The organism is Geothrix terrae (genome assembly GCF_022808775.1).
GTDB lineage: Bacteria > Acidobacteriota > Holophagae > Holophagales > Holophagaceae > Geothrix > Geothrix terrae.
In genome coordinates, this window is sequence record NZ_JAKZLA010000004.1 from 88,889 (window position 1) to 110,521 (window position 21,633).

Consider the following 21,633-nt stretch of genomic DNA (forward strand, 5'->3'; position numbering starts at 1 on the left):
GGAGAACCCCCGGAGAGGATCAATCCGCCAGCGTGCTCAGATCTCCCGGATCCTGCCCCAGGGCCCAGGCCTTGAGGGCGCGGCGGACGATCTTGCCTGACCGCGTCTTGGGCAGGCTGGCGCGGATCTCGATGTCCGAAGGGGTGGCGATGCCGCCGAGATCCTCGCGAACGTGGTCCTTGAGGCTGGCGATGAGACCGGGACCCGCCTCGATGCCCGCCTTGACCACCACGTAGGCCTTGATGCTCTCGCCCTTGATGGGGTCGGGGATGCCCACCACGGCGCTTTCCGCCACCGCGGGATGGCGGATGAGCGAGCCCTCCACGTCGGCGGTGCCGATGCGGTGGCCCGCCACGTTGAGCACATCGTCGGAGCGGCCCAGCACGGCGATGTAGCCATCGGCATCCCGCACGGCCACGTCCCCCGCGCTGTAGCAGCCCGGGATGTCCCGCCAGTAGTCCTCGTAGCGGTTGGGATCGTTCCAGACTGTCCGCAGCATGTAGGGCAGCGGGAACTTGATGACCAGCAGGCCGCCCTGGCCATCCGGCACCGCGCTGCCATCGCGGTTCACCACCGCCAGCTGGGCCCCGGGCATGGGCTTGCCCGCCTTGCCGGGCCGGGCCTCGAAGGTGGGCAGGGTGCCGATGACGGGCCCGGCGATTTCGGTCTGCCACCAGTTGTCCACCACCATGCCGTTGCCCTGGCCCACCAGGTGCTGCTGGGCCCAGCGGTGGGCCTCGGGGTTCAGGGGCTCGCCGGCGCAGGCCAAGAGACGCAGCTTGCTCAGATCGAACTTCCCGGGGGCCTCGGCCCCGTGGCTCATCCACATGCGCACGGCCGTGGGGGCCGTGAACATGACGTTCACCCCGAAGCGCTCGCAGAGCTCCCAGGTGACTTCCGGGCTCGGATAGTCCGGCGCGCCCTCCCGGCACAGGACGGTGGCACCGATGCTCAGGGGACCGTAGACGATGAAGCTGTGGCCCACGATCCAGCCGATGTCGGAGGTGCTCCAGTAGATGTCCCGCTCCTGGATCTGGTAGAAGGCCTTGCTCAGGTAGTTGACGCCCACCATGTAGCCGCCGGTCGCATGCACCACGCCCTTCGGTTTCCCGGTCGTTCCGCTGGTGTAGAGGATGAACAGCGGGTGTTCGGCGTCCACCATCTCGGGCTCGCAGTGGATGTCGCGGCCCTGCTGGATGTCGTAGAAGTCCTTCTCGCGCTCGCTGGCGAAGGTGACGGGGGCGTCGCCCGGCCGCGAGCCACGGCGATGGACGATGACGTGATCCACGGTGGTCAGGTCGCGCACCGCCTCGTCCACGATGGGCTTGAGGGCGATGGCCTTGCCGCGGCGGTAGGTGAAGTCGGAGCACACAACGACCTTGGCGCCGGCGTCCTCGATGCGGGTGCGCAGCGCCAGCGCGCCCATGCCCGCGTAGACCACGCTGTGGATGGCGCCGATGCGGGCGCAGGCCAGCATGGAGATGATGCCTTCCGGCGTGAGGGGCATGTAGAGGATCACCCGGTCGCCCTTCTTCACCCCCAGTCGCTTGAGCGTGTTGGCGAAGCGGTTCATCTCGCGGTAGAGGCGGTTGTAGGTGTAGGAGCGCTCGTCGCCGTCCTCGCCCACCCACAGCAGGGCGGCCTTGTTGCGGCGGTCGCTGTGCACGTGGCGGTCGATGCAGTTCACCGTGGCGTTGAGCTTGCCGCCCAGGAACCAGGCGTGGTTGGGGGCGTTGAACCGGAAGACCTCCGTCCAGGGCTCGGCCCAATCCAGGCTCCGGGCCTTGTCGGCCCAGAAGGCCGCGGGATCCGCCTCTGCCAGGGTCCGCTCCACCTCGTAGTCGATGGCCGCCTGCTTGGCCAGCCAGCCCCTCATCGGAATGGGGGCCTCCCCCTTCTGCAGCGCCTGGATGGTCTTCTGCTGGGTGATGCTGATTTCCACGTCGCTCATGGAAGACTCCGAGAACGGGGTGAGGTGGATTGGATGGGAAGGTTGGGAGGGAAGGTAGCACGGTCGTGGAACCTGGAACCCATGACAGGGATCACAGCTAGACTTCCGGGCAGGAGCCTCCATGGCCGTTCAATCCCAAGTCCCCTGTCCCTACGACCTACACCCCAGCGTGGCCCACATCCAGGCCATCCTCGCCAACCTCGAGCGGAGCTCGGGCCGTGGCCTGGCGGCCTGGGTGGCCTTGGCCCGGAAAGAGGCCCCGGCGGATCTCAAGGGCTGCGCCGCCTGGCTGAGGGCCCAGGGCCTCGGCGGCAACCAAGCCAGCCTGGTGGCCCAGAGGGCCTGCGCCGCCCACGGCCACCCCTTCGACGACACCCCGGAAGGCTACCTCGCGGCGGCGCCAGGCTACGTGGACGCCCAGTACGCAGGGAGGAAAGCCGCCCTGCGGCCGCTCTTCGAGGCAGTCTCCGCGCTGGCCCGAAGCCTCGGACCGGACGTGAAGGTCTGTCCTTGCGAGACCATCGTCCCCTTCTACCGGCATCACGTCTTCGCCGAAGTGAAGCCCTTCGCGTCGCGCCTGGACCTGGGCCTGGCCCTGGGCGATCCCGCCACCGTCGAAGACACCTCCGGGCGACTCAAGGACACCGGCGGCTTCCGGAAGAAGGACCGCATCACGCACAAGCTGGAGATCACGATGGAAGGGGACCTCGAAGAGGCCCTGCCCTGGCTCCGGCGCGCCTATGAGCGGGATGCCAAAGCCTGACCGCCGGGCCTCCGGCACAACTCAGTACCGGCTGGCGGTCTCCAGCGCGGCCATGTCCTCGGCGTTCAGCGTCAGCGACGCCGCGCGGATCAGGCTGTCCAGCTGCTCCAGGCTGGTGGCGCTGGCGATGGGGGCTGTGACGCCGGGGCGCGCCATGAGCCAGGCCAGGGCCACCTCCGCGGGCCGGGCCCCGTGCCGCGCGGCCACGGTGTCCAGCGCGCCCAGGATGCGAAAGCCGCGCGCGTCGAGGTAGCCCTTGACGCCCTTTCCCCTCGGGCTCTTCCCGAGATCCGCCTCGCTGCGGTACTTTCCGCTGAGGAAGCCCTTGGCCAGGCTGAAGTAGGTGATGACGCCCAGCCCCTCGGCCATGGCGAGGTCCCGCAGCGCCCCGTCGTAGCTCTGGCGGTCATACAGGTTGTACTCGGGTTGCAGCACCTCGTAGCGGGGGAGGCCCTTGGCGGACGCGCTGAGGGCCGCGCCCAACTGGCCCGCGTCGTAGTTGGAGGCCCCGATGGCCCGCACCTTCCCGGCGGCGATCAGCTTCTGGTAGGCGGCGAGACTGGCTTCGTGGGGCGTGTCCGGGTCGAACTTGTGGGACAGGTAGATGTCGACGTGGTCGGTCTGGAGACGTCGCAGGGAGTCCTCCACGGCGCGTTCGATCCAGGCCGCGGACAGGCCCTTCCGGTCCGGCCCCATCTCCATCCCCACCTTGGTGATGAGGACGATCCGGTCGCGGCAGCGGCGGTCCCGCATCCACTCGCCGATGATCGTCTCGGATTCGCCGCCCTGGTTCCCGGGCTTCCAGATCGAGTAGACGTCGGCCGTGTCCACGGTCTCGAAGCCCGCCCCCACGAAGCGGTCCAGGATCTCGAAGGAGGTCTTCTTGTCGATGGTCCAGCCGAACACATTGCCGCCGAAGACCAGCGGCGAGATGGAGAGGCCTGTCCGGCCGAGGGGTCGCTTCATGTGCGTCATCGGAACCTCCGAAGGTCCGTGGCGAGGCGGACCAAGATAAAGATAAGGCTCAACCGCCAGATGTATGGACGTCTACGGGATCGCCACGTACACCCGGACGATCTTCAGCACCCGCTCCAGGTCCTTCGGATCCAGCCCCACGAGGAAGCCGCGGCTGCCGCCGTTGAGGTAGATGCGCGGCAGCTCGAAGATGCTCGCCTCGGCATGGATGGGCATGACCTTCTTGGTGCCAAGGGGGCTGGTGCCGCCTACCAAGTAGCCGCTGTGCCGGTTGGCCGCCTCGGGCTTGCAGGGCTGCACGGACTTCGCGCCGATCTGGCGGGCCAGCTCTTTCGTGCTCACCTCGCGATCGCCGTGCATGAGGATGATGAGCGGCACGCCCTTTTCGTCCTCCATCACCAGCGTCTTGATGACCGCGTGCTCGTCCACGCCCAGCTCCCGGGCGCTCACGGCCGTGCCGCCATGGTCCTCGTAGCGGTAGAGGTGCTCGGTGTAGGTCACGCCCGCCTGCCTGAGCAGCCGCGTGGCGTTGGTGGATGGCGCCTTGGCGCTCATGGCGCAACCTTGGTCATGGCACCATGATCCCACGCTCCGGCAGGAGACTCCGTGTCCATCTCGCCGCCCGACCCCCTCCTGGCCCTCGCCCTCGTCGTGGTGGCCCTGGGCCTGCTGGACCGGCTGGGGCTCTGGATGGAGGCCCGCGGCTGGATCTACTGGCGACGGCGGCGGGCTCAGGGCTCCGCCCTGGGCGCCACCCTCCTTGAGCTGCAGAAGATCTTCGAATCGGAGAAGGCCGAGCACCTCATCGCCGCCCGGGAGGCCGCTGGGAAGGAGAGCCCGGATCCCATCGCAGCCCACCTGGCGGCGGACCATGCCGAGATCGATGCGCTCTTCGGAGAGGCCCGGATGGCCATGGATCGTGGTCTCCAGCCGGAGGCGCACCGCGCCCTGGACCGGATCTGGATGCGCCTGGCCGTGCACATCCGCGCGGAGCACAAGGCGCTGTTCCCCGCCGTGGCCGAGGCCCGCCCGGACCTGGCGGAGGCCCTCCGGACCCTGCGCGAGGATCATGACTTCTTCATGGCCACCCTGGCCACGGCCGTGAACGCCCTGAAGGGGTCCGGATTGGACTGGGCCGCGGCCCGGGTCGCGGCGGAGGCCGTGCAGCAGCGCCTGGCCGCCCACAACGCCTTGGAGGAGGAGCGGGTCTACCCCGTGGCCGACCGGTTCCCCGAGGCCCAGAGGCGGCATCTGGCCGGCGAAGTGTCCCGGGAGCTGGCGGCACTCCCCACGCGCTACGGGGATTGAGCGGGGTCAGCTCTCGAAGGCCCGGAAGCTCGCCCCCTCGGGCACGTCCAGCCCGAAGACCTCCCGCAGGAGGGGGATGACCTCTTCCGGCGCCAGCTCACGCCCCTCAATGGCGTCGCCTCGGATCTCGGCGTAGGCGCGGTTGCGGAGGATCCGTCGCACGTCGGGGCCTGGAAGCTGCGCCGTGAGGGTGGCCACGAAGCGGGACTCGGGATAGGTGCTGGTGTAGTGGTTGGCCATCTCGTAGTCCACCGGGAACCGCTCCTCGGCCCGGAAGGCATAAAAGTCCACCCAGGCGCCGTTCTGGAGGCACTGGAGCACGTTCAGGGGTTCCCCATCCGTGTCCTCAACCACGCGGTAGCGGTGCAGGAACTGGACATGGGGCTGCCCATCAAGCGGCAGGGGTTGCAGCAGCCCCTCCCCCCCGAAGCCCACGTCGCAGAGCCAACGGCGGCCCTCCAGCAGCACCAGCAGCAGCATGTGGGTGCGGGGAAGCAGCGCGGTCGCGCCCCGCCGCACCCGGGCCTCGCAGGGGATGACCTCGAAGCCCACCCGCCGCAGCACCGCCAGGAACAGGCCGTTCTGCTCGAAGCAGTAGCCGCCTCGGCGGCGCTGCACCAGCTTGGCCTGGAGCGAAGCCAAGTCCAACCGGATGGGCAGCCCCATCTGGATGTCCAGGTTCTCGAAGGGGATGGTGGAGGCGTGGGCCAGATGCAGGGCCCGCAGCGTGGCCAGGTCTGGCCGTGGCTCGCCTGCGAAGCCGATGCGCCGCAGGTAGGCATCCAGGTCGAGATCAGCGGACATACTGGGCTTCACCCTTCCCGAAGGACCAGTCGGCCAGCTCGTTCTCCACCAGGCAGATCATCACGTCCTCGGGACGGAGACCGGGATCCTTCGCCAGGTTCTCCACGATCCGGCGGTACAGCGCCTGCTTCATCTCCACGGTGCGTCCCTTCCGGAGCGTGATCTGGATGGCCACCCATTCCGGCGATCGTTCGATGCCCAGGTAATGGGGATCGAAGATCAAGCCCGAGGCGTGCTCCGTGAGGATGTGGAAGCGATCGTCGGCCGGCGCGTTCACCGTCGCGGTGAGCGCCTCCTGGACGCCATCCGACAGGGCCTGCCGATAGGCGTCACCCACGCCGGAACGATGGGAAATACGTACGAGAGGCATGAAATCTCCTTCTGCGAGTCGCTCATTCTAGCCATGGCCGACGAGGGTGTCGCGACACTTGCCGATGGAGGTTCAGCGATTGTTCCAGGCCGCCACATTCCGCTGGATCTGGGCGACGTGGAGCTCCAGGTGGGCCGCGTAGTTCCGGAGCCAGTCATCGGTGCCGTAAGTACCGCTGTGCGTGTGGCGCCCCACGCGGCCCCAGGCCGATTCCGGCAGCCGCTCGAGCGTGGCGATGGTGTGCGCCCTCGCCGCCTCGATCAGCCGCAGGGCCAGCTCCGGGTCCGAAGCGTGGTAGTCGAAGCGCTGGGCCCACGCGTTCTCGTCGTAGCCCACGATGAGGGGCTCGGGATCCGCCAACAGGAGCCGGATGCGGATGGCCGAGTAGGTCTCGGAGTCCGCGCAGTGGACCACCACCTCGTGGGCGCTCCACTTCCCCTCGGCGGGCCGCCAGGTGCGGGCCTCCGCCGGCACCTCCTCCCAGGCCCGGCGCAACAGGGCGGGGCCCGTGCGGTAACGCAGGAGATGGGCTTCCCGGGTGGCAGCATCGAACGTCATGGGACACCTCGACACCAGCATGCCGCAGCGGGCCCCGAAATGAAGCCTCGACTTGCGAGGCAACCGTGATTTCATTAAGGGCCATCGTAGGAGGTTCCATGCGCATCCCGTCGGCATGCCTCGCCCTTCCCCTGGCCGCCCTCTCCCTGTTGGCCGGCGACCGCGTCACGGGCCGGGCCTTCGCCACGCGCTCCGAGGTGGCCGCCCAGCACGGCATGGCCTGCACCAGCCAGGCCCTGGTCACCCAGATCGCCCTGGACATCCTGAAGCAGGGCGGCTCCGCGGTGGACGCCGCCATCGCCGCGGACGCGGCCCTGGGCCTCATGGAGCCCACGGGCAGCGGCATGGGCGGCGACCTCTACGCCATCGTGTGGGACGCGAAGGGCAGGAAGCTCCACGGCCTCAACGGCAGCGGGCGCTCGCCGAAGTCGCTCACCCTCGACCACTTCAAGAAGCTGGGGCTCAAGCACATTCCGCCCCAGGGCCCCCTGCCCGTGAGCGTGCCCGGCTGCGTGGACGGCTGGTTCGAGCTGCACCGGAAGTTCGGCAAGCTGCCCATGGCCCAGGTGCTGGCGCCGGCCATCAAATACGCCAGAGAAGGGTTCCCGGTCAGTGAGCTCATCGCCTACTACTGGGACCGCAGCGTGCCCGTGCTGGGCAAGTATCCGGGCTTCCTCGAGACCTTCACCGTGGATGGCAAGCGGGGCCCCGTGAGCGGCGAGGTCTTCCGCAATCCGCGCCTGGCCAAGACGCTGGAGCTCCTGGCCAGGGATGGCCGCGACGCCTTCTACAAGGGCGAGATCGCCCGGAAGATCGACGCATACATGAAGGCCAACGGCGGCTTCCTCAGCTACGAGGATCTGGCCGCCCACCACTCGGACTGGGTGGAGCCGGTGAGCGTGAACTACCGCGGCTACGACGTGTGGGAGCTGCCTCCCAACGGCCAGGGCATCGCGGCCCTCCAGATGCTGAACATCCTCGAAGGCTACGACTTCTCGAAGATCCCCTTCGGCAGCCCGCAGCACGTGCACCTGTTCGCCGAGGCCAAGAAGCTGGCCTTCGAGGACCGGGCCAAGTTCTATGCTGACGCGGCCTTCATGAAGGTGCCGCTCTCCTGGCTGCTGTCGAAGGACTACGCGGCCCAGCGGCGGGCCCTCATCGGCGACCGCGCCTCGCGCCGCCTGGAGGCGGGCCACCCGCCCCTCAAGGAAGGCGACACCGTCTACCTCACCACCGCCGACGGCGAGGGCAACATGGTGAGCCTCATCCAGAGCAACTACCGCGGCATGGGCAGCGGCATGACGCCCGGCGACCTGGGCTTCTGCCTCCAGGACCGCGGCGAGCTGTTCAACCTCGAAGAAGGCAACGCCAACACCTACGCCCCCGGCAAGCGGCCCTTCCACACCATCATCCCGGGCTTCATCACCAAGGACGGCCAGCCCTTCCTCAGCTACGGCGTCATGGGCGGCGAGTTCCAGCCCATCGGCCACGTGCAGATCGTCATGGGCCTCATCGACTTCGGCATGAACGCCCAGGAGGCCGGCGATGCCCCCCGCATGAGCCACGACGGCTCCCCGGAGCCCACCGGCGAGAAGGAGAAGCTGCCAGGCACCATCCAGCTGGAGAGTGGCTTCCCCTACGAGACGGTCCGCGAGCTGATGAACCGCGGCCACGGCGTGGGCTGGATGTTCGGCGGCTACGGCGGCTACCAGGCCATCCGCTGGGATCCCAGGCAGAAGGTCTACTTCGGGGCCAGCGAGTCGCGGAAGGACGGCCAGGCGGCAGGCTACTAGGAATTAGCCTCGAAGACGGCGCCGATGGGCGCTCCCCCAGGGCCGCCCATGTAGAATGGACGTGGCGGGAGTCTATGCCTGCCCTCCGCGGGGGATGGTGCCCCGCCAAAGCCATATCGTTCGCGCCGAGCGGCGTTTCCAGGGGAGTTGACCGTGCTGCAAGCCTATCGCCAACACGTTGCCGAGCGTGCCGCCCTCGGGATTCCGCCCCTGCCGCTCACCGAGGCGCAGACCGACGAGCTCACCCATCTGCTGGCCAATCCCCCCAAGGGCGAAGAGGCCTTCCTCCTCGACCTGCTGACCCACCGCGTTCCCGCCGGCGTGGATGACGCCGCCCGCGTGAAGGCCGCCTTCCTGGCGGCCGTGGCCAGCGGCCGGGAGAAGGTGGCCCTGGTCTCCCGCGAGAAGGCCACGGAGCTGCTGGGCACCATGCTGGGCGGCTTCAACGTGAAGCCCCTCATCGACCTGCTGGACGACGCCACCGTGGGTGGGATCGCCGCCGAGGGCCTCAAGAAGACGCTGCTGGTCTTCGACGCCTTCGCGGACGTGAAGGCCAAGGCCGACAAAGGCAACAAGAATGCCCAGACCGTGCTGACGTCCTGGGCCGAGGCCGAGTGGTTCACCAGCCGGCCCGAGGTGCCCCAGAGCCTGACCCTGACGGTGTTCAAGGTGACCGGCGAGACCAACACCGACGACCTCTCTCCGGCGCCGGACGCGTGGAGCCGGCCCGACATCCCGCTCCACGCCCTGGCCATGCTGAAGAACGCGCGCCCCGGCATCAACCCCGACGACCCCGGCAAGGTGGGCCCCCTCAAGCAGCTGGAGGCCCTCAAGGCCAAGGGCAACCTCGTGGCCTACGTGGGCGACGTGGTGGGCACGGGATCGAGCCGCAAGTCCGCCACCAACTCCGTGCTGTGGTTCACGGGCGAGGACATCCCCTTCGTGCCCAACAAGCGCTTCGGCGGCGTGTGCCTGGGCACCAAGATCGCGCCCATCTTCTACAACACCATGGAAGACGCCGGCGCCCTGCCCATCGAGCTGGACGTCAACAGCATGGAGATGGGCGATGTCATCGAGCTGCGCCCCTACGAGGGCAAGGCCCTGAAGAACGGGAAGGTCATCGCCGAGTTCAAGGTGAAGTCCGACGTGATCTTCGACGAAGTGCGCGCCGGCGGCCGCATCCCCCTCATCGTGGGCCGGGGCCTGACCACCAAGGCCCGCGCGGCCCTGGGCCTGCCCGCCTCCACCGTCTTCCGCCTGCCGGCCGTGCCCAAGGACACTGGCAAGGGCTTCAGCTTGGCCCAGAAGATGGTGGGCCGCGCCTGCGGTGTGACGGGCATCCGCCCCGGCACCTACTGCGAGCCCAAGATGACCACTGTGGGTTCCCAGGACACCACGGGCCCCATGACCCGCGACGAGCTGAAGGACCTGGCCTGCCTCCAATTCTCCGCCGACATGGTGATGCAGTCCTTCTGCCACACCGCGCCCTACCCCAAACCCGTGGACGTGAAGACCCACCGCGAGCTGCCGCCCTTCATCACCAACCGCGGCGGCGTGTCCCTGAAGCCCGGCGACGGCGTCATCCACAGCTGGCTGAACCGCCTGCTCCTGCCCGACACCGTGGGCACTGGCGGCGACTCCCACACCCGCTTCCCCATCGGCATCTCCTTCCCCGCGGGCTCGGGCCTGGTGGCCTTCGCCGCCGCCACAGGCGTCATGCCCCTGGACATGCCGGAATCCGTACTGGTGCGTTTCAAGGGCGAGCTGCAGCCCGGCGTCACTCTGCGCGACCTGGTGAACGCCATCCCCTACTACGCCATCCAGCAGGGGCTGCTCACCGTCGAGAAGAAGGGCAAGAAGAACATCTTCAGCGGCCGCATCCTCGAGATCGAGGGCCTGCCCAAGCTGAAGGTGGAGCAGGCCTTCGAGCTGACGGACGCCTCCGCGGAGCGCTCCGCCGCCGGCTGCACCGTGCGCTTGGACAAGGAACCGATCATCGAGTACATGACCTCGAACATCACGCTCATGAAGTGGATGATCGCCAACGGCTACGAGCACCGCGAGACGCTGGAGAACCGCATCAAGGCCATGCAGGCCTGGATCGCCAAGCCCGAGCTGCTGGCCCCCGATGCGGACGCGGAGTACGCCGCCGTCATCGAGATCAACCTCGCGGACGTGAAGGAGCCCATCGTGGCCTGCCCGAACGATCCGGACGACGTGAAGCTGCTGTCCACGGTGGCCGGCGACACGATCGACGAGGTGTTCATCGGCTCCTGCATGACCAACATCGGCCACTTCCGCGCCGCCGGGAAGCTGCTGGACGGCAAGACCGACCTCTCCACCCGGCTCTGGATCGCCCCGCCCACCAAGATGGACGCCTACATCCTCACCCAGGAGGGCTACTACGGCATCCTCGGCCGCACCGGCGCCCGCATGGAGATGCCCGGCTGCTCGCTGTGCATGGGCAACCAGGCCCAGGTCCGCAAGGGCAGCACGGCCATGTCCACCTCCACCCGCAACTTCCCGAACCGCCTGGGCCTCGACACCCGGGTGTACCTCGGCTCCGCCGAGCTGGCTGCCATCTGCGCCCTCCTTGGGAAGATCCCCACGGTGGAGGAGTACAAGGCCCAGATCGGCATCGTGGACGCCAAGGCGAAGGACATCTACCGCTACATGAACTTCGACCAGATCGCGGACTTCCGCGAAGTCGCGGACACCGTCACAGTCTGACGGCAAGCCCTCCTGCCAAGATCCCCGGGTCCTCTCCCCCGGGGGGCCTTGGTCCACTCAGAGATACCCCTCGCCTTCACGCCCTCCCGAGAAACCCCTCGCGGAGCGCCTGGAGGGCCCGCATAAAGGGACCCGTCTCGCCCAGGCCCCGCGCCAGGACAAGGCTGCCCTGGAGGGACACGAGCGCCGCCTCGGCCCGCGCCCGGGCCGTCCCGGCGGGCAGCCCCCCATCCAGCGCCAGCTGCTCGAACCCGGCCAGGAGCCGCTGGAGGATGGCCTTCACGGCGGCCCGCACCGCGGTCCCCCCGGTGAGTGGCATGACATCGAGCAGGCAGGACTTGGAGCCGCCTGCGTAGAAGCCCTCGAGGGCGTCCAGCACCGTCGCCAGGCGGGTCGCGGGGTCCGCCCCGCCTTCCAGCGGTCCGAACACGTGGCCCTCCAGCCAGCTGGCCGCCAGGTCCATCACCGCCTCCGCCATCTCCCCCTTCCCGCCGGGGAAGTGATGGTAGAGGCTGGCCTTCCCCAGCCCGGTGACCTCCGAGATGCGACTGAGGGAGACGCCGTCGAACCCGCACCCGCGGAATTCCTCCAGCAGGGTCAGAAGGATGCCTTCACGGTTGGATCGCTCACTGACCATGGCGAAAGCATACACCGAACGATCGGTTCAAAAACGGTTGACACCCCGGGATTGAGCTTCATGATGGGCCAATACCGAACGTTCGGTACACATCACGGAGCTCCCATGACCAAGACCGCCATCGTCCTCTTTTCCGATCCCAAGGCCGGATCCGAGGAGGCCCTGGGCCGCCTCTTCAACGCCCTCTTCCTGACCTACGATCTGAAAGAGCGGGGCCAGGAGGTCGCGCTCATCTTCCAGGGCGCGGGCACCCGATGGGCCGCCGAGCTGGTCAAGGCCGACCATCCCGCCGGCCCCCTCTTCCGCGCCGTACAGGACCGGGTCACTGGTGTCTGCGGCGGCTGTGCCGACGTGTTCGGCACCGCGGAGGAGGCCAAGGCGACTGGCCTACCCATGGGCCGCGACCTGCAGGTCCCCGGGGTGGGCGGCGTCATCAGCCTCGGCGACTACCTCGTCAAGGGCTACAGCCTCGTCACCTTCTGAGCCTCCCCCGCCCACCCGGACGGCTCCCCCACGACACCACCGGCCCCGGGCCCCCCCCCGGGCCCCCGGGCCACCCGCGGGGGGCGCCGGGCCTCCCGGAGGACGGCATGACCCACCAGGATCTGTTCCACGAAGGCGAGCGCGCGGTCCAGGTTCGGGCCGGGGAGGTCCACACCGCCCTGCTCAATGCCCGCATGATCTCCCCGAGCATCATGCAGGGCGCCATCCCGTTTATCGCCCGGCAGCCCTGGGTGATCCTCGGGGGGGAGGACGCGGCGCACCGCCTGTGGTGCTCCGCCCTCATCGGAGAGGGGGGCTTCGCCCAGGCCGAGCCGGACGGCTCGGGGGTGACCCTGGACCTGGACCGGGCCCCCGCCCATCCTGCCAACCCGCTGCTGGCCACCCACCTCGAGGGTCGCCCCACCGGGGCGCTCTTCATCGAACCCGCCACCCGGCGCCGCCTGCGGGTGAACGGACGCATCGCCACGGCGGGACTGCGCCGGCTTCGCCTGACCGTGGAGGAATCTTTCCCGAACTGCTCGAGGTTCATCCAGAAGCGCAGCTTCGACGGCATCCAGAGTACCGCAGTTCCCCTCTCTGCCCCACGTAGCGGCACCAGCCTCGGCCCCGACGAGCTGGCTCTCATCGCCGCCGCCGACACCCTCTTCTTGGCCACCCGGCATCCGGACCGGGGGGTCGACGTCTCGCATCGGGGCGGCCGACCGGGCTTCGCGCAATGGCTGGACGACCGCACGCTTCGCCTGCCGGACTATCCCGGCAACGGGCTCTTCCAATCCTTCGGGAACCTGGCGGTGGACAGCCGAATGGGGATCCTGGTTCCCGACTTCGACTCCGGGGCGCTCCTGCACCTGACGGGCTTCGGGCAGGTGCTGTGGGATGTCCCCGGCACTGAGGCGGAGACGGGCGGAACCTCACGCTTCCTGGTGTTCCAGGTGGCGGGCTGGGTGCTCACGCCGCCAGCTGAGGGAGCCCCGCGCTGGTCCTTCGTGGAGGCCTCGCCCACTAACCCCTGAGGACAGGGCTGCAGCGCCCGAACAACGCGGCGGTCCTGCCGGAGCCGGGGTGGAGGGATTCGGGCTTGGCTCAACCTCAGGCCGTGCTAGACTTTTTCCTCTTCAACCACCTTTCGGGGGGTTCCCATGGGGATCTTTGAGGGCCACATCCGCGTCCACGACGGCGACCGTTTCGCGCTGGTGGCCTCGCGTTGGAACGACTTCATCGTGGACCGCCTCATCGAGGGCGCGAAGGACTGCATCCTCCGCCACGGCGGCACCGATGACCAGATGGACCTCATCCGCGTCCCCGGGAGCTTCGAGCTGCCCCAGGCGGCCAAGCTGGCGGCCCAGAGCGGCCGCTACGCCGGCGTCATCGTGCTGGGCTCGGTGATCCGGGGCGGCACCCCCCACTTCGACATGATCGCCGCCGAGGTCACCAAGGGCGCCGCCCAGGTGGCCCTGGACACGGGCCTGCCGCTGTCCTTCGGCGTGCTGACCACCGACAGCGTGGAGCAGGCCATCGACCGGGCCGGGGCCAAGATGGGCAACAAGGGCTGGGAGGCCGCCCAGAGCGTCCTCGAGATGGCCGACCTCGCGCACACCCTCAAGGGTTCGAAGGGAAAGTAGGACCTGCCTTCAAATTGGGGCGCGTCCGCGCAAGTGGCGCCGCCCAAGCGAGACAAGGAAAGCGACGATGGCCATAGCGGCACTATTGACGAGGAGCTTGACGCGGTATCGCGCCGGGCGCCGCCACTTGCCCTCCGGGACAAGGCCAGCCGCACCCCTGGCTACGTTGGCGGCCTTGAACGATGTGCCGCATCGCCCTGCGGCCGCCGCCTGCCCAGGTGCGCGGCTGGCCGCCGTCGCGGGCACGTCCCAATTTGAAGGCAGGTCCTAGATGGGTGTTCGCCGCCGGGGGCGCGAGTACGCCCTTCAGATGCTGTACGCCATGGACCTCACCGGCTACCAGCCGGACCAGGTGTTCGCCGGGTTCTACGCCATCCAGGACTTGAACCGGGATGCCTTCTACTATGCCCGGCGCCTGGTGGACGGCGTGTACGGCCACCTGGAGGAGATCGATGATGTGCTGGCCAAATACGCCGAGCACTGGAAGATCCACCGCATGGCGGCCGTGGACCGCAACCTGTTGCGCCTGGGGCTCTTCGAGCTGATGTACGTCAAGGAAGTGCCCTTCCCCATCGTCATCAACGAGGCCCTGGAGATCGTGAAGGAATTCAGCGACCAGGAAGGCACGCAATTCCTCAACGGCATCCTGGATGCCGCGCGCAAAGAATTCCGCCCCGAAGAAACCGGCCCCCGGCTGCGCAAGAAAACCGTGGCCGCCGATCCCCCGGATGAATCGTGACCTGACCCTGTCCGGCTGGTTTGCTATGCTCGTTCCCTTCCCCAGCCTGATCCGATCGTTGGAGCATTGATGAGCACCTCACGCAAGAAATCCCCTGCAGCCAAGAAGCCCGCCCCGGCCCCCAAGCCCGCTCCCTCGAAGCCCGCCTCCAAGGCCGCGGCCCCCCGCACCGCCCCCGGCGCCCCCCTGGGTCTGGAGGAGATCAAGGCGCTCATCGCCCTGGTGGGCCGCGAGCCCTTCCAGGAGTTCGAGTTCGAAGCCGGCGACATGCGCTTCCGCATCCGGAAGGACGGCCCGGCCCCCGTGGTCCAGGCCGCCCCCATGCCCGCCCATCAGATGGTGATCGCCGCTCCCGCGTCCCAGCCCTCCCCCGCCGCGGCGGCCTCCACGGCCCAGCCGGCCGCGCCCGCGGATGAGCCCGGCATCCACTACGTCACCAGCCCCATCGTCGGCACCTTCTATCGTGCCTCCAACCCCACCGCCGCGCCCTATGTGTCCCCCGGTGATTTCGTGAAGCCCGGCCAGACGCTCTGCATCGTCGAAGCCATGAAGCTCATGAACGAGATCGAGTGCGACGTCTCCGGCGAGGTCGTGAAGGTGCTGGTGGAGAACGGCACCCCCGTCGAGTACGGCGAGCGTCTCTTCGCGGTCCGGATCGGTTAGCCATGGCCTCCGCCATCAAGCGCAAGGGCTCGCAGCCCGCACCCACCGCGCCGGACGAACCGCCGTTCAAGAAGATCCTCATCGCCAACCGGGGCGAGATCGCGCTCCGCGTGATCCTGGCCTGCAAAGAGATGGGCATCCAAACCGTGGCCGTCTACTCCGAAGCGGATCGCAATGCCCTCCACGTGCGGTTCGCCGACGAGGAGGTGTGCATCGGGCCCCCGCCGTCCTCCAAGTCCTACCTGAACATCCCCCAGGTCATCGCCGCCGCCGAGGTCACCGGCGCCGAGGCCATCCATCCCGGCTACGGCTTCCTCAGCGAGAACCCCCACTTCGTGGAGGTCTGCCAGGCCTGCGGGATCACCTTCATCGGCCCCAACGCCGAGATCATCCGGAAGATGGGCAACAAGGCCCAAGCCAAGGCCACCATGCTGGCGGCGGGCGTGCCTCTCATGCCCGGCAGCGACGGCATCGTCGAGACCGTGGAAGAGGCCCTGGTGGTGGCCGAGCAGATCGGCTACCCGGTCATCGTGAAGGCCAGCGCCGGCGGCGGCGGACGCGGCATGCGCATCGTCAACTCCCCCGAGGAGCTGCCGGACCTTTACAACACCGCCCGCAGCGAGGCCAAGAGCGCCTTCGGCGACGACGCCGTCTACATGGAGAAGTACCTCCTGGAGCCGCGCCACATCGAAGTCCAGATCATGGGCGACCTCTTCGGCAACGTGGTGCACCTGGGCGAGCGCGAGTGCTCCATCCAGCGCCGCCACCAGAAGCTGATCGAAGAGAGCCCCAGCGCGGCGCTGACGCCGGAGCTGCGCCAGCGCATCTGCGCGACGGCCGTCAAGGCCGCCCAGGCCGTGGGCTACTACAACGCCGGCACCATCGAGTTCCTCCTCGATAAGCGCGGCGACTTCTTCTTCATGGAGATGAACACCCGCGTCCAGGTGGAGCACCCCGTCACGGAGCTCGTCACGGGCATCGACATCGTGAAGGAGCAGCTCCGCATCGCCGCGGGCCAGAAGCTCAGCTTCCGCCAGGAGGACGTGGTCCAGAAGGGCCACGCCATCGAGTGCCGCATCAACGCGGAGGACCCCTTCAAGTTCACGCCCTGTCCCGGCCGCATCACGGCCCTGCACTTCCCCGGAGGCCCCGGCATCCGCGTGGACACCGCCATGCACCAGGATGCGGTCATCCCGCCCCACTACGACTCCATGGTGGCGAAGCTCATCGCCTTCGGCGCCAACCGCACCGAGGCCATCGCCCGCATGCGCCGGGCCCTGGACACCCTGGTCATCGAGGGCATCAAGACCACCGCCCCCCTGCACCGCCGCATCATGGACCACCCCGACTTCATCGCCGGCACCTTCTCCACCAAGTGGATGGAGACCTTCATGGAAGACCTGAAGCGGGATCCAGCTGGGGATCCGCGCTGACGGGTCGAAGCGGATGCGGGTCAAATTTCAGGCGACTGAATGTCGCCTGAAATTTGGGGCCCCGCACCGCTGAGAATAATGTCCAGGTTAGCCACCGCCTTCCCCGGCACCATTCGGGAAAGCCACCAAATCCGATAGACTGAATCTCGTGCCGCTATAGCTCAGTTGGTAGAGCGCCCGCCTTGTAAGCGGATGGTCGTTGGTTCAATTCCGACTAGCGGCTCCAGTCTCAGGGAACCTCATGGTCCACTCCATCCCGATCCAACCGTGAGCGACCCCACCCCCACCCGCCCCAGCCTGCTCCGCTCCGCGGGAGTCGTGGGGTTCATGACCCTGCTGAGCCGCCTCACGGGGCTGCTCCAGACCTTCTTCCTCAGCCACGTGCTGGGAGCGGGAGCCGCGGCGGACGCCTATTTCGTGGCCTTCCGCCTGCCCAACCTCCTGCGTCGCTTCACGGCCGAGGGCACCATGACGGCCGCCTTCCTGCCCACTCTGGCGGAGGCCGAGGCGGCGGAGGGCGAAGCCGCCGTGCGGGCTGTGGCCGCCCGCTTCCTGGGCACCCTCCTGGCCATCCTCCTGATCGGCGTGGCCCTGGTGCTGATCTTCATGGGCCCCCTGGCGGGCCTGCTGACCCTGGGGCGGCCCGAGGTCCAGGGCGAGCTCACCACCCGTCTGGGCCGCATCATGTTCCCCTACCTGGCCCTGGTGAGCCTCACGGCGGGCTTCGGCGGCCTGCTGAACCTGCGGCACCGCTTCGCGCTGGCGGCCTCGGTCTCCATCTTCTGGAACGTCGCCTTCATCGCCTTCGGCTGGACCTCGCTGCGCGTGCTGGAGCGGTCGGGGCGCGTCCCCTACGAGACGGTGGCCGTCGTCTGCGCCCTGGCCGTGCTGGCGGGCGGCGTGCTGCAGCTGCTGGTGCTGCTGCCCGCCATCCGCAAGGAGAGCTTCGGCCTCTCCTTCGGCCTCCACCTGCGGGATCCCTGGGTGCTCAAGGCCCTCAAGCGCATGGGCCCCGGCCTGCTGGCCGCGGGCATCTACCCCATCAACGCCCTCGTCAGCACCACCCTGGCCTCGAAGCTGCCCAACGGGGCCCAGACCGTCCTCTTCAACAGCGGCATGATGAGCGAGATGGTCATGGGCCTCTTCGCCATGAGCCTCGCCACCGCAAGCCTGCCCGCGCTGTCCCGCCAAGCCGAGGCCCGGGACTGGTCCGGCATGAACCGCAGCCTCACCCAGTCCATCTCCGCATCGGCCCTGCTGGTGCTGCCCGCTTCCGTGGGCCTGGCCGTGCTGTCGCGGCCCATCTGCGCCCTGCTCTTCCGCACCGGCGCCTACACGCCGGCGGCTTCGGACTGGACGGCCCTGACCCTGGTGTTCCAGTCCGTGGGCCTGGTCTTCGTGGCGGCCCAGCGGCTGGGCAACCAGGCGCTCTATGCCCTCAAGGACTATCGCGGTCCCGCCGCCCTGGCCGCCGGCACGCTGCTGCTGAACGTGGCCCTGAGCCTCGCCCTGCTGCGGCCCCTGGGCACCGGCGGCCTGGCCCTGGCCAATGGGGTGGCCAGCCTCGCGGGCCTGCTGGGCGTCCTGCTGCGTCTGCGCCCACGCCTGCCGGGCCTGGATCTCCGCCCCCTCCTGAACGCCACCGCCCGCGCGCTGGCCGCCTCGATCCTCATGGGCCTGCTGGCCTGGGCCGGGGCGGGCCTTCTGGGGATGGACGCCCCTCATGGGTTCCGCCGGGCGGGCTTGGCCCTGCGGTTGCTGCCCCTCATCGGCGCCTGCGCCGCGGCGTATGGACTGGCCGCCGTGGGCCTCGGCCACCCGGAAGCCCGGCAGCTATCCGGCAAGATCCTGCAGAAGCTGAGGCGATAGACGAAGGGCCGGGCGAGGGCCCGGCCCTTCTCAGTGCATCGTGCCTTCCTTCAGGGCTGCAGTTCCACCGTGACCACCGCACCGCCCATCCGGGGGCTCGTCTCCACGGTCTTGAGCAGCCTGCGGCTGGTGGTGTCCAGCCACAGCGTCTTGCTGCCGGGATCGCCCTCGGCGGAGGTGAGCTCCACCTTCCAGGCCCTGAAGCTGCCCGCAGGCACCTTCAGGTCCTCCTGGCCCAGCACCTTGGCCTGCTTGAGCTGGACCTTCTGGCGTTGGATGTCCACGTTGCGGAAGGTGACGGTGTAGCCCTCCGCCAGAGGCAGACAGGCCAGGGCGTCCTCGGCGCCAGAACCTTCGGCGTAGGCGCCGCCGCCCAGCTCGATGCTGAAGGGCTTGGCGTTGCCGCCCATGGCCATGGTCCCGGTGGCCTTGGCGCCCTCGAAGGCCATCTCGATGACCACGGGGCCCTGCTTCACCTGGCGCTTCAGGGGCGCCAGGGTATCCAGGGCCATGGTGGTGGTGTCCATCGCTTCACCTCCCGGCAGCTTGGTGGCATCGGTCACCACCCAGGAACCACCCTCCTCTTTCACCGTCCGGACCATGGTGATGGCCATGGAGCGCGGTCCCATGGCGAAGGTGCCCGCGTAGGTGAAGGTGCCGGCCGTGGGCTTGGCGACGGGCTTGGGAACGGTCACGGACGCCGCGTCGGCCTTCTTCGCCAGCACCACGGTCTTCGGATCGACGGTGATCTCCGGCAGGCGCTTCATGACATCCGGCTTGCCGCCTTCCTGGTAGCGGCCCTTGAGGTACTTGGCCAGGAAGGTCTCCGCGGCGGCGAACATGGCCTGGTTGTTGACAGGCCGGGCGAAGCCGTGGCCTTCGTCCGGCGCGCAGAGGTACTCCACCGGGAAGCCCCGGTCCCGCAGGGCGACGACGATCTGGTCGCTCTCCGCCTTCTTCACGCGGGGATCGTTGGCGCCCTGGATCACCATGAGCGGCGTGTGGATCTTCGCCGCGGAGTTCAGCGGAGACTGGCGCTCCAGCTGCTTCTTGCCCTCGGGCGTGTTGGGGTTGCCCATGCGTTCGTGGAAGATGATGCGGCCGGCCTCCCAGTAGGGCGGGATGGTCTCCAGCAAGGTCAGCAGGTTGGACGGCCCGACGATGGACACGGCGGCGGCGTAGAGGTCCGGCGTGAAGGCCACCCCGGCCAGGGTGGCATAGCCGCCGTAGGAACCGCCCAGGATGCCCACGCGCTTGGGATCGGCGATGCCCTGGGCCACCAGGTGCTTCACGCCCCAGGTGAGGTCATCCTGCATGAGGTCGCCCCACTGCTTGTTGCCGGCGTTCAGGAACGCCTTGCCATAGCCCGTGGAGCCTCGGAAGTTGGGCTGCAGCACGGCGTAGCCGCGGTTGGCCAGGAACTGGGCCAGGTTGTTGAAGCCCCAGCCGTCCCGGGCCCAGGGGCCGCCGTGGGGTACCACCACCAGGGGCAGCCCCTTGGCGGGCACACCCTTGGGCAGGCTCAAGTAGGCGGGGATCTCCAGGCCATCGCTGGACTTGTAGCGGATGGGCCGCATGGGAATCATGTCCTTCCGGGGCAGGTCCTCCCTGGACACGTACTCCAGGCTCAGCTTCTTGGTGCGGCGGTCGAAGAGGTAGCGGCTGCCGGGATCCTGGTCGCTGTAGGCGGCCACCATCACCAGCTGCTCATCGTTCGTCATGGAGGCCAGGCCGATCTCGCGCCCGGGGAGCTTGGCCTGGATGCGCTTGAAATCCGCCTCCCAGGCCTTGTCCTTCCAGTAGATCCGGGTGCGGTCGTCCTGGTAGGTCGTGGCGATCAGCTCGTCCGTCAGGTCCGAGAACAGGGCCGAGCCGAAGTCCACGCGATCTTTGGGATCGGATTCGAGCTTCTCCTCCTTCCCGGTGGCGGGATCGAAGAGCACCAGCTCCGTGAGATTCCGGGCGCCCTTGTTCGTCTCGAGGTAGACCCGCTTGCCGTCCTTGTGGAAGTTCACCGGTGCCGCGGACTCGAAGACCGAGCACTCGTAGACCTTGGTGAAGCCCTCGGGGTCCACGCGGAGGATCTCGGTGTCGCCCTTGTCGGTGGTGCGCAGGGCCAGGCGCAGGTTCGCCTGCTTGTCGAAGACCCAGCCGGCGATGCGCTCGGTGTTCTTGCGGAGGAGGGTCCGCTCGCCCGTGGAGATCTTCACCTTGTAGACGTCATGCCAGGCGGCGTCGCGGTCATTGAGGCCCACGTAGATCGTGTCGGGATCGGCCTTGGGCACCGCGTAGATCATGGCGCGGGCGCCCTTGGCCGCCGTCAGGTTGCGGGCCTCGGGCACCTCATGGCCGGCCGCCGCGGGAGCTGCCGGGTCCACGGCGTAGACGTTGAAGTTCTCGTCGCCGTCCTTGTCCTGCACGAAGAGGATCTGCTTGCCGTCCCGGCTCCAGAAGAAGGCCGGAATGGGGCGCTTGGGGTCCGCGGTGATCAGGTGTCCCTTCGCGTAGGACTCACCCACCTTCTTGACCCAGATGTTGCGGGTCTCCTTGTACGGCTTGAGGAAGGCGATCCACTTCCCGTCGGGAGAGATCTGGGCCGCGGCGATCTCGGGATTGCCGAAGAACTTATCCCGGTCGATGAGAGGCGGCAGCTGGCTCTTCTTGGCTGCGGCGGCGGCCGGAGCCTTGGCCCCCTGGGCGGCCAGGGGCAGCGCCAGAGCCAGGACAAGGCCAGACCACAGGAGGCTGGACAAGGACACATGACGTTTCATGGGCTCGAGCTCCTTGGAAAGAATGGGTGAGAAACCCAGATTACGCCGAAGCAGACCTGAAGGTGGAGCATGAATGCGGCCGGCTCCGGATCCACCCGATGACCCAGCCTCCTCCGTCATGGCACAGTTCGGAGGGGGGCATC

The 21,633-nt window shown here is 68.4% G+C and carries 19 protein-coding genes and 1 tRNA gene; 12 read left to right on the top strand and 8 right to left on the bottom strand.

The features are described 5' to 3' along the window. Nucleotides 1-19 precede the first annotated feature (19 nt). Nucleotides 20-1,951: an acetate--CoA ligase gene (gene acs, locus MLE42_RS09140; protein WP_243287577.1), complete on the bottom strand. Its 1,932-nt coding sequence runs from the start codon at nt 1,949-1,951 to the stop codon at nt 20-22. 121 nt (nt 1,952-2,072) lie between these two features. On the opposite strand from acs, the gene MLE42_RS09145 reads away from it, so the two are divergent. Then, nucleotides 2,073-2,714 (top strand): DUF5655 domain-containing protein, encoded by a 642-nt coding sequence (locus MLE42_RS09145; protein WP_243287578.1) that lies wholly within the window; start codon nt 2,073-2,075, stop codon nt 2,712-2,714. A gap of 21 nt (nt 2,715-2,735) precedes the next feature. On the opposite strand, the gene MLE42_RS09150 is transcribed toward MLE42_RS09145, so the two are convergent. Together MLE42_RS09150 and ybaK are read right to left on the bottom strand one after the other, a co-directional pair. Further along, nucleotides 2,736-3,680, bottom strand: coding sequence for an aldo/keto reductase (locus MLE42_RS09150; protein ID WP_243287579.1), 945 nt, complete (start codon nt 3,678-3,680; stop codon nt 2,736-2,738). 81 nt (nt 3,681-3,761) lie between these two features. Next, the gene (gene ybaK / locus MLE42_RS09155; protein WP_243287580.1) at nt 3,762-4,244 is read right to left on the bottom strand and encodes a Cys-tRNA(Pro) deacylase; all 483 of its coding nucleotides are present in this window, start codon (nt 4,242-4,244) and stop codon (nt 3,762-3,764) included. A 51-nt stretch (nt 4,245-4,295) separates the two neighbouring features. Between ybaK and MLE42_RS09160 the strand changes: the two genes are divergently transcribed. Further along, the gene (locus MLE42_RS09160; protein WP_243287581.1) at nt 4,296-4,997 is read left to right on the top strand and encodes a hemerythrin domain-containing protein; all 702 of its coding nucleotides are present in this window, start codon (nt 4,296-4,298) and stop codon (nt 4,995-4,997) included. 6 nt (nt 4,998-5,003) lie between these two features. On the opposite strand, the gene MLE42_RS09165 is transcribed toward MLE42_RS09160, so the two are convergent. The 3 genes from MLE42_RS09165 to MLE42_RS09175 all read right to left on the bottom strand — a co-directional run bounded on the left by MLE42_RS09165 (nt 5,004) and on the right by MLE42_RS09175 (nt 6,729). Next, on the bottom strand, nt 5,004-5,801 hold the full coding sequence (locus tag MLE42_RS09165; RefSeq protein WP_243287582.1) for an arylamine N-acetyltransferase family protein: 798 nt from the start codon (nt 5,799-5,801) through the stop codon (nt 5,004-5,006). Further along, nucleotides 5,791-6,171 (bottom strand): tautomerase family protein, encoded by a 381-nt coding sequence (locus MLE42_RS09170; RefSeq protein ID WP_243287583.1) that lies wholly within the window; start codon nt 6,169-6,171, stop codon nt 5,791-5,793. The genes MLE42_RS09165 and MLE42_RS09170 overlap by 11 nt, the downstream gene beginning before the upstream one ends. Before the next feature lie 72 nt (nt 6,172-6,243). Then, nucleotides 6,244-6,729: a DinB family protein gene (locus tag MLE42_RS09175; protein ID WP_243287584.1), complete on the bottom strand. Its 486-nt coding sequence runs from the start codon at nt 6,727-6,729 to the stop codon at nt 6,244-6,246. 98 nt (nt 6,730-6,827) lie between these two features. Between MLE42_RS09175 and ggt the strand changes: the two genes are divergently transcribed. Together ggt and acnB are read left to right on the top strand one after the other, a co-directional pair. After that, nucleotides 6,828-8,522, top strand: coding sequence for a gamma-glutamyltransferase (gene ggt, locus MLE42_RS09180; RefSeq protein WP_243287585.1), 1,695 nt, complete (start codon nt 6,828-6,830; stop codon nt 8,520-8,522). A 153-nt stretch (nt 8,523-8,675) separates the two neighbouring features. After that, complete coding sequence (gene acnB / locus MLE42_RS09185) at nt 8,676-11,252, top strand: bifunctional aconitate hydratase 2/2-methylisocitrate dehydratase (RefSeq protein WP_243287586.1); 2,577 nt, start codon at nt 8,676-8,678, stop codon at nt 11,250-11,252. 76 nt (nt 11,253-11,328) lie between these two features. Here the strand turns inward: acnB and MLE42_RS09190 are convergent, their stop codons facing one another. After that, nucleotides 11,329-11,889 carry a TetR/AcrR family transcriptional regulator gene (locus MLE42_RS09190; protein WP_243287587.1) on the bottom strand — a complete coding sequence of 187 codons (561 nt, stop codon included), beginning with the start codon at nt 11,887-11,889 and terminating at the stop codon, nt 11,329-11,331. Between the two features lie 105 nt (nt 11,890-11,994). Here MLE42_RS09190 and MLE42_RS09195 point away from each other — a divergent pair, with 105 nt between their 5' ends. The 8 genes from MLE42_RS09195 (at nt 11,995) to murJ (ending at nt 18,719) form a co-directional block, all read left to right on the top strand. Next, nucleotides 11,995-12,372, top strand: coding sequence for a DsrE family protein (locus tag MLE42_RS09195; protein ID WP_243287588.1), 378 nt, complete (start codon nt 11,995-11,997; stop codon nt 12,370-12,372). 107 nt (nt 12,373-12,479) lie between these two features. After that, complete coding sequence (locus MLE42_RS09200; protein ID WP_243287589.1) at nt 12,480-13,406, top strand: pyridoxamine 5'-phosphate oxidase family protein; 927 nt, start codon at nt 12,480-12,482, stop codon at nt 13,404-13,406. Nucleotides 13,407-13,532: 126 nt separating this feature from the next. After that, nucleotides 13,533-14,015 (top strand): 6,7-dimethyl-8-ribityllumazine synthase, encoded by a 483-nt coding sequence (ribH, locus tag MLE42_RS09205; protein ID WP_243287590.1) that lies wholly within the window; start codon nt 13,533-13,535, stop codon nt 14,013-14,015. A gap of 271 nt (nt 14,016-14,286) precedes the next feature. Continuing rightward, complete coding sequence (gene nusB, locus MLE42_RS09210; protein ID WP_243287591.1) at nt 14,287-14,754, top strand: transcription antitermination factor NusB; 468 nt, start codon at nt 14,287-14,289, stop codon at nt 14,752-14,754. A 186-nt stretch (nt 14,755-14,940) separates the two neighbouring features. Continuing rightward, nucleotides 14,941-15,417: an acetyl-CoA carboxylase biotin carboxyl carrier protein gene (gene accB, locus MLE42_RS09215; RefSeq protein WP_420843090.1), complete on the top strand. Its 477-nt coding sequence runs from the start codon at nt 14,941-14,943 to the stop codon at nt 15,415-15,417. A 2-nt stretch (nt 15,418-15,419) separates the two neighbouring features. Next, on the top strand, nt 15,420-16,850 hold the full coding sequence (gene accC, locus MLE42_RS09220; RefSeq protein WP_243287593.1) for an acetyl-CoA carboxylase biotin carboxylase subunit: 1,431 nt from the start codon (nt 15,420-15,422) through the stop codon (nt 16,848-16,850). Between the two features lie 150 nt (nt 16,851-17,000). Then, nucleotides 17,001-17,076 (top strand) — tRNA-Thr (locus MLE42_RS09225). Between the two features lie 41 nt (nt 17,077-17,117). After that, complete coding sequence (murJ, locus tag MLE42_RS09230) at nt 17,118-18,719, top strand: murein biosynthesis integral membrane protein MurJ (protein WP_243287594.1); 1,602 nt, start codon at nt 17,118-17,120, stop codon at nt 18,717-18,719. 50 nt (nt 18,720-18,769) lie between these two features. On the opposite strand, the gene MLE42_RS16130 is transcribed toward murJ, so the two are convergent. Then, a complete protein-coding gene (locus tag MLE42_RS16130; protein ID WP_275975834.1) occupies nt 18,770-21,490 on the bottom strand; it encodes an alpha/beta fold hydrolase in 2,721 nt (906 codons plus the stop codon). Between the last annotated feature and the right edge of the window lie 143 nt (nt 21,491-21,633).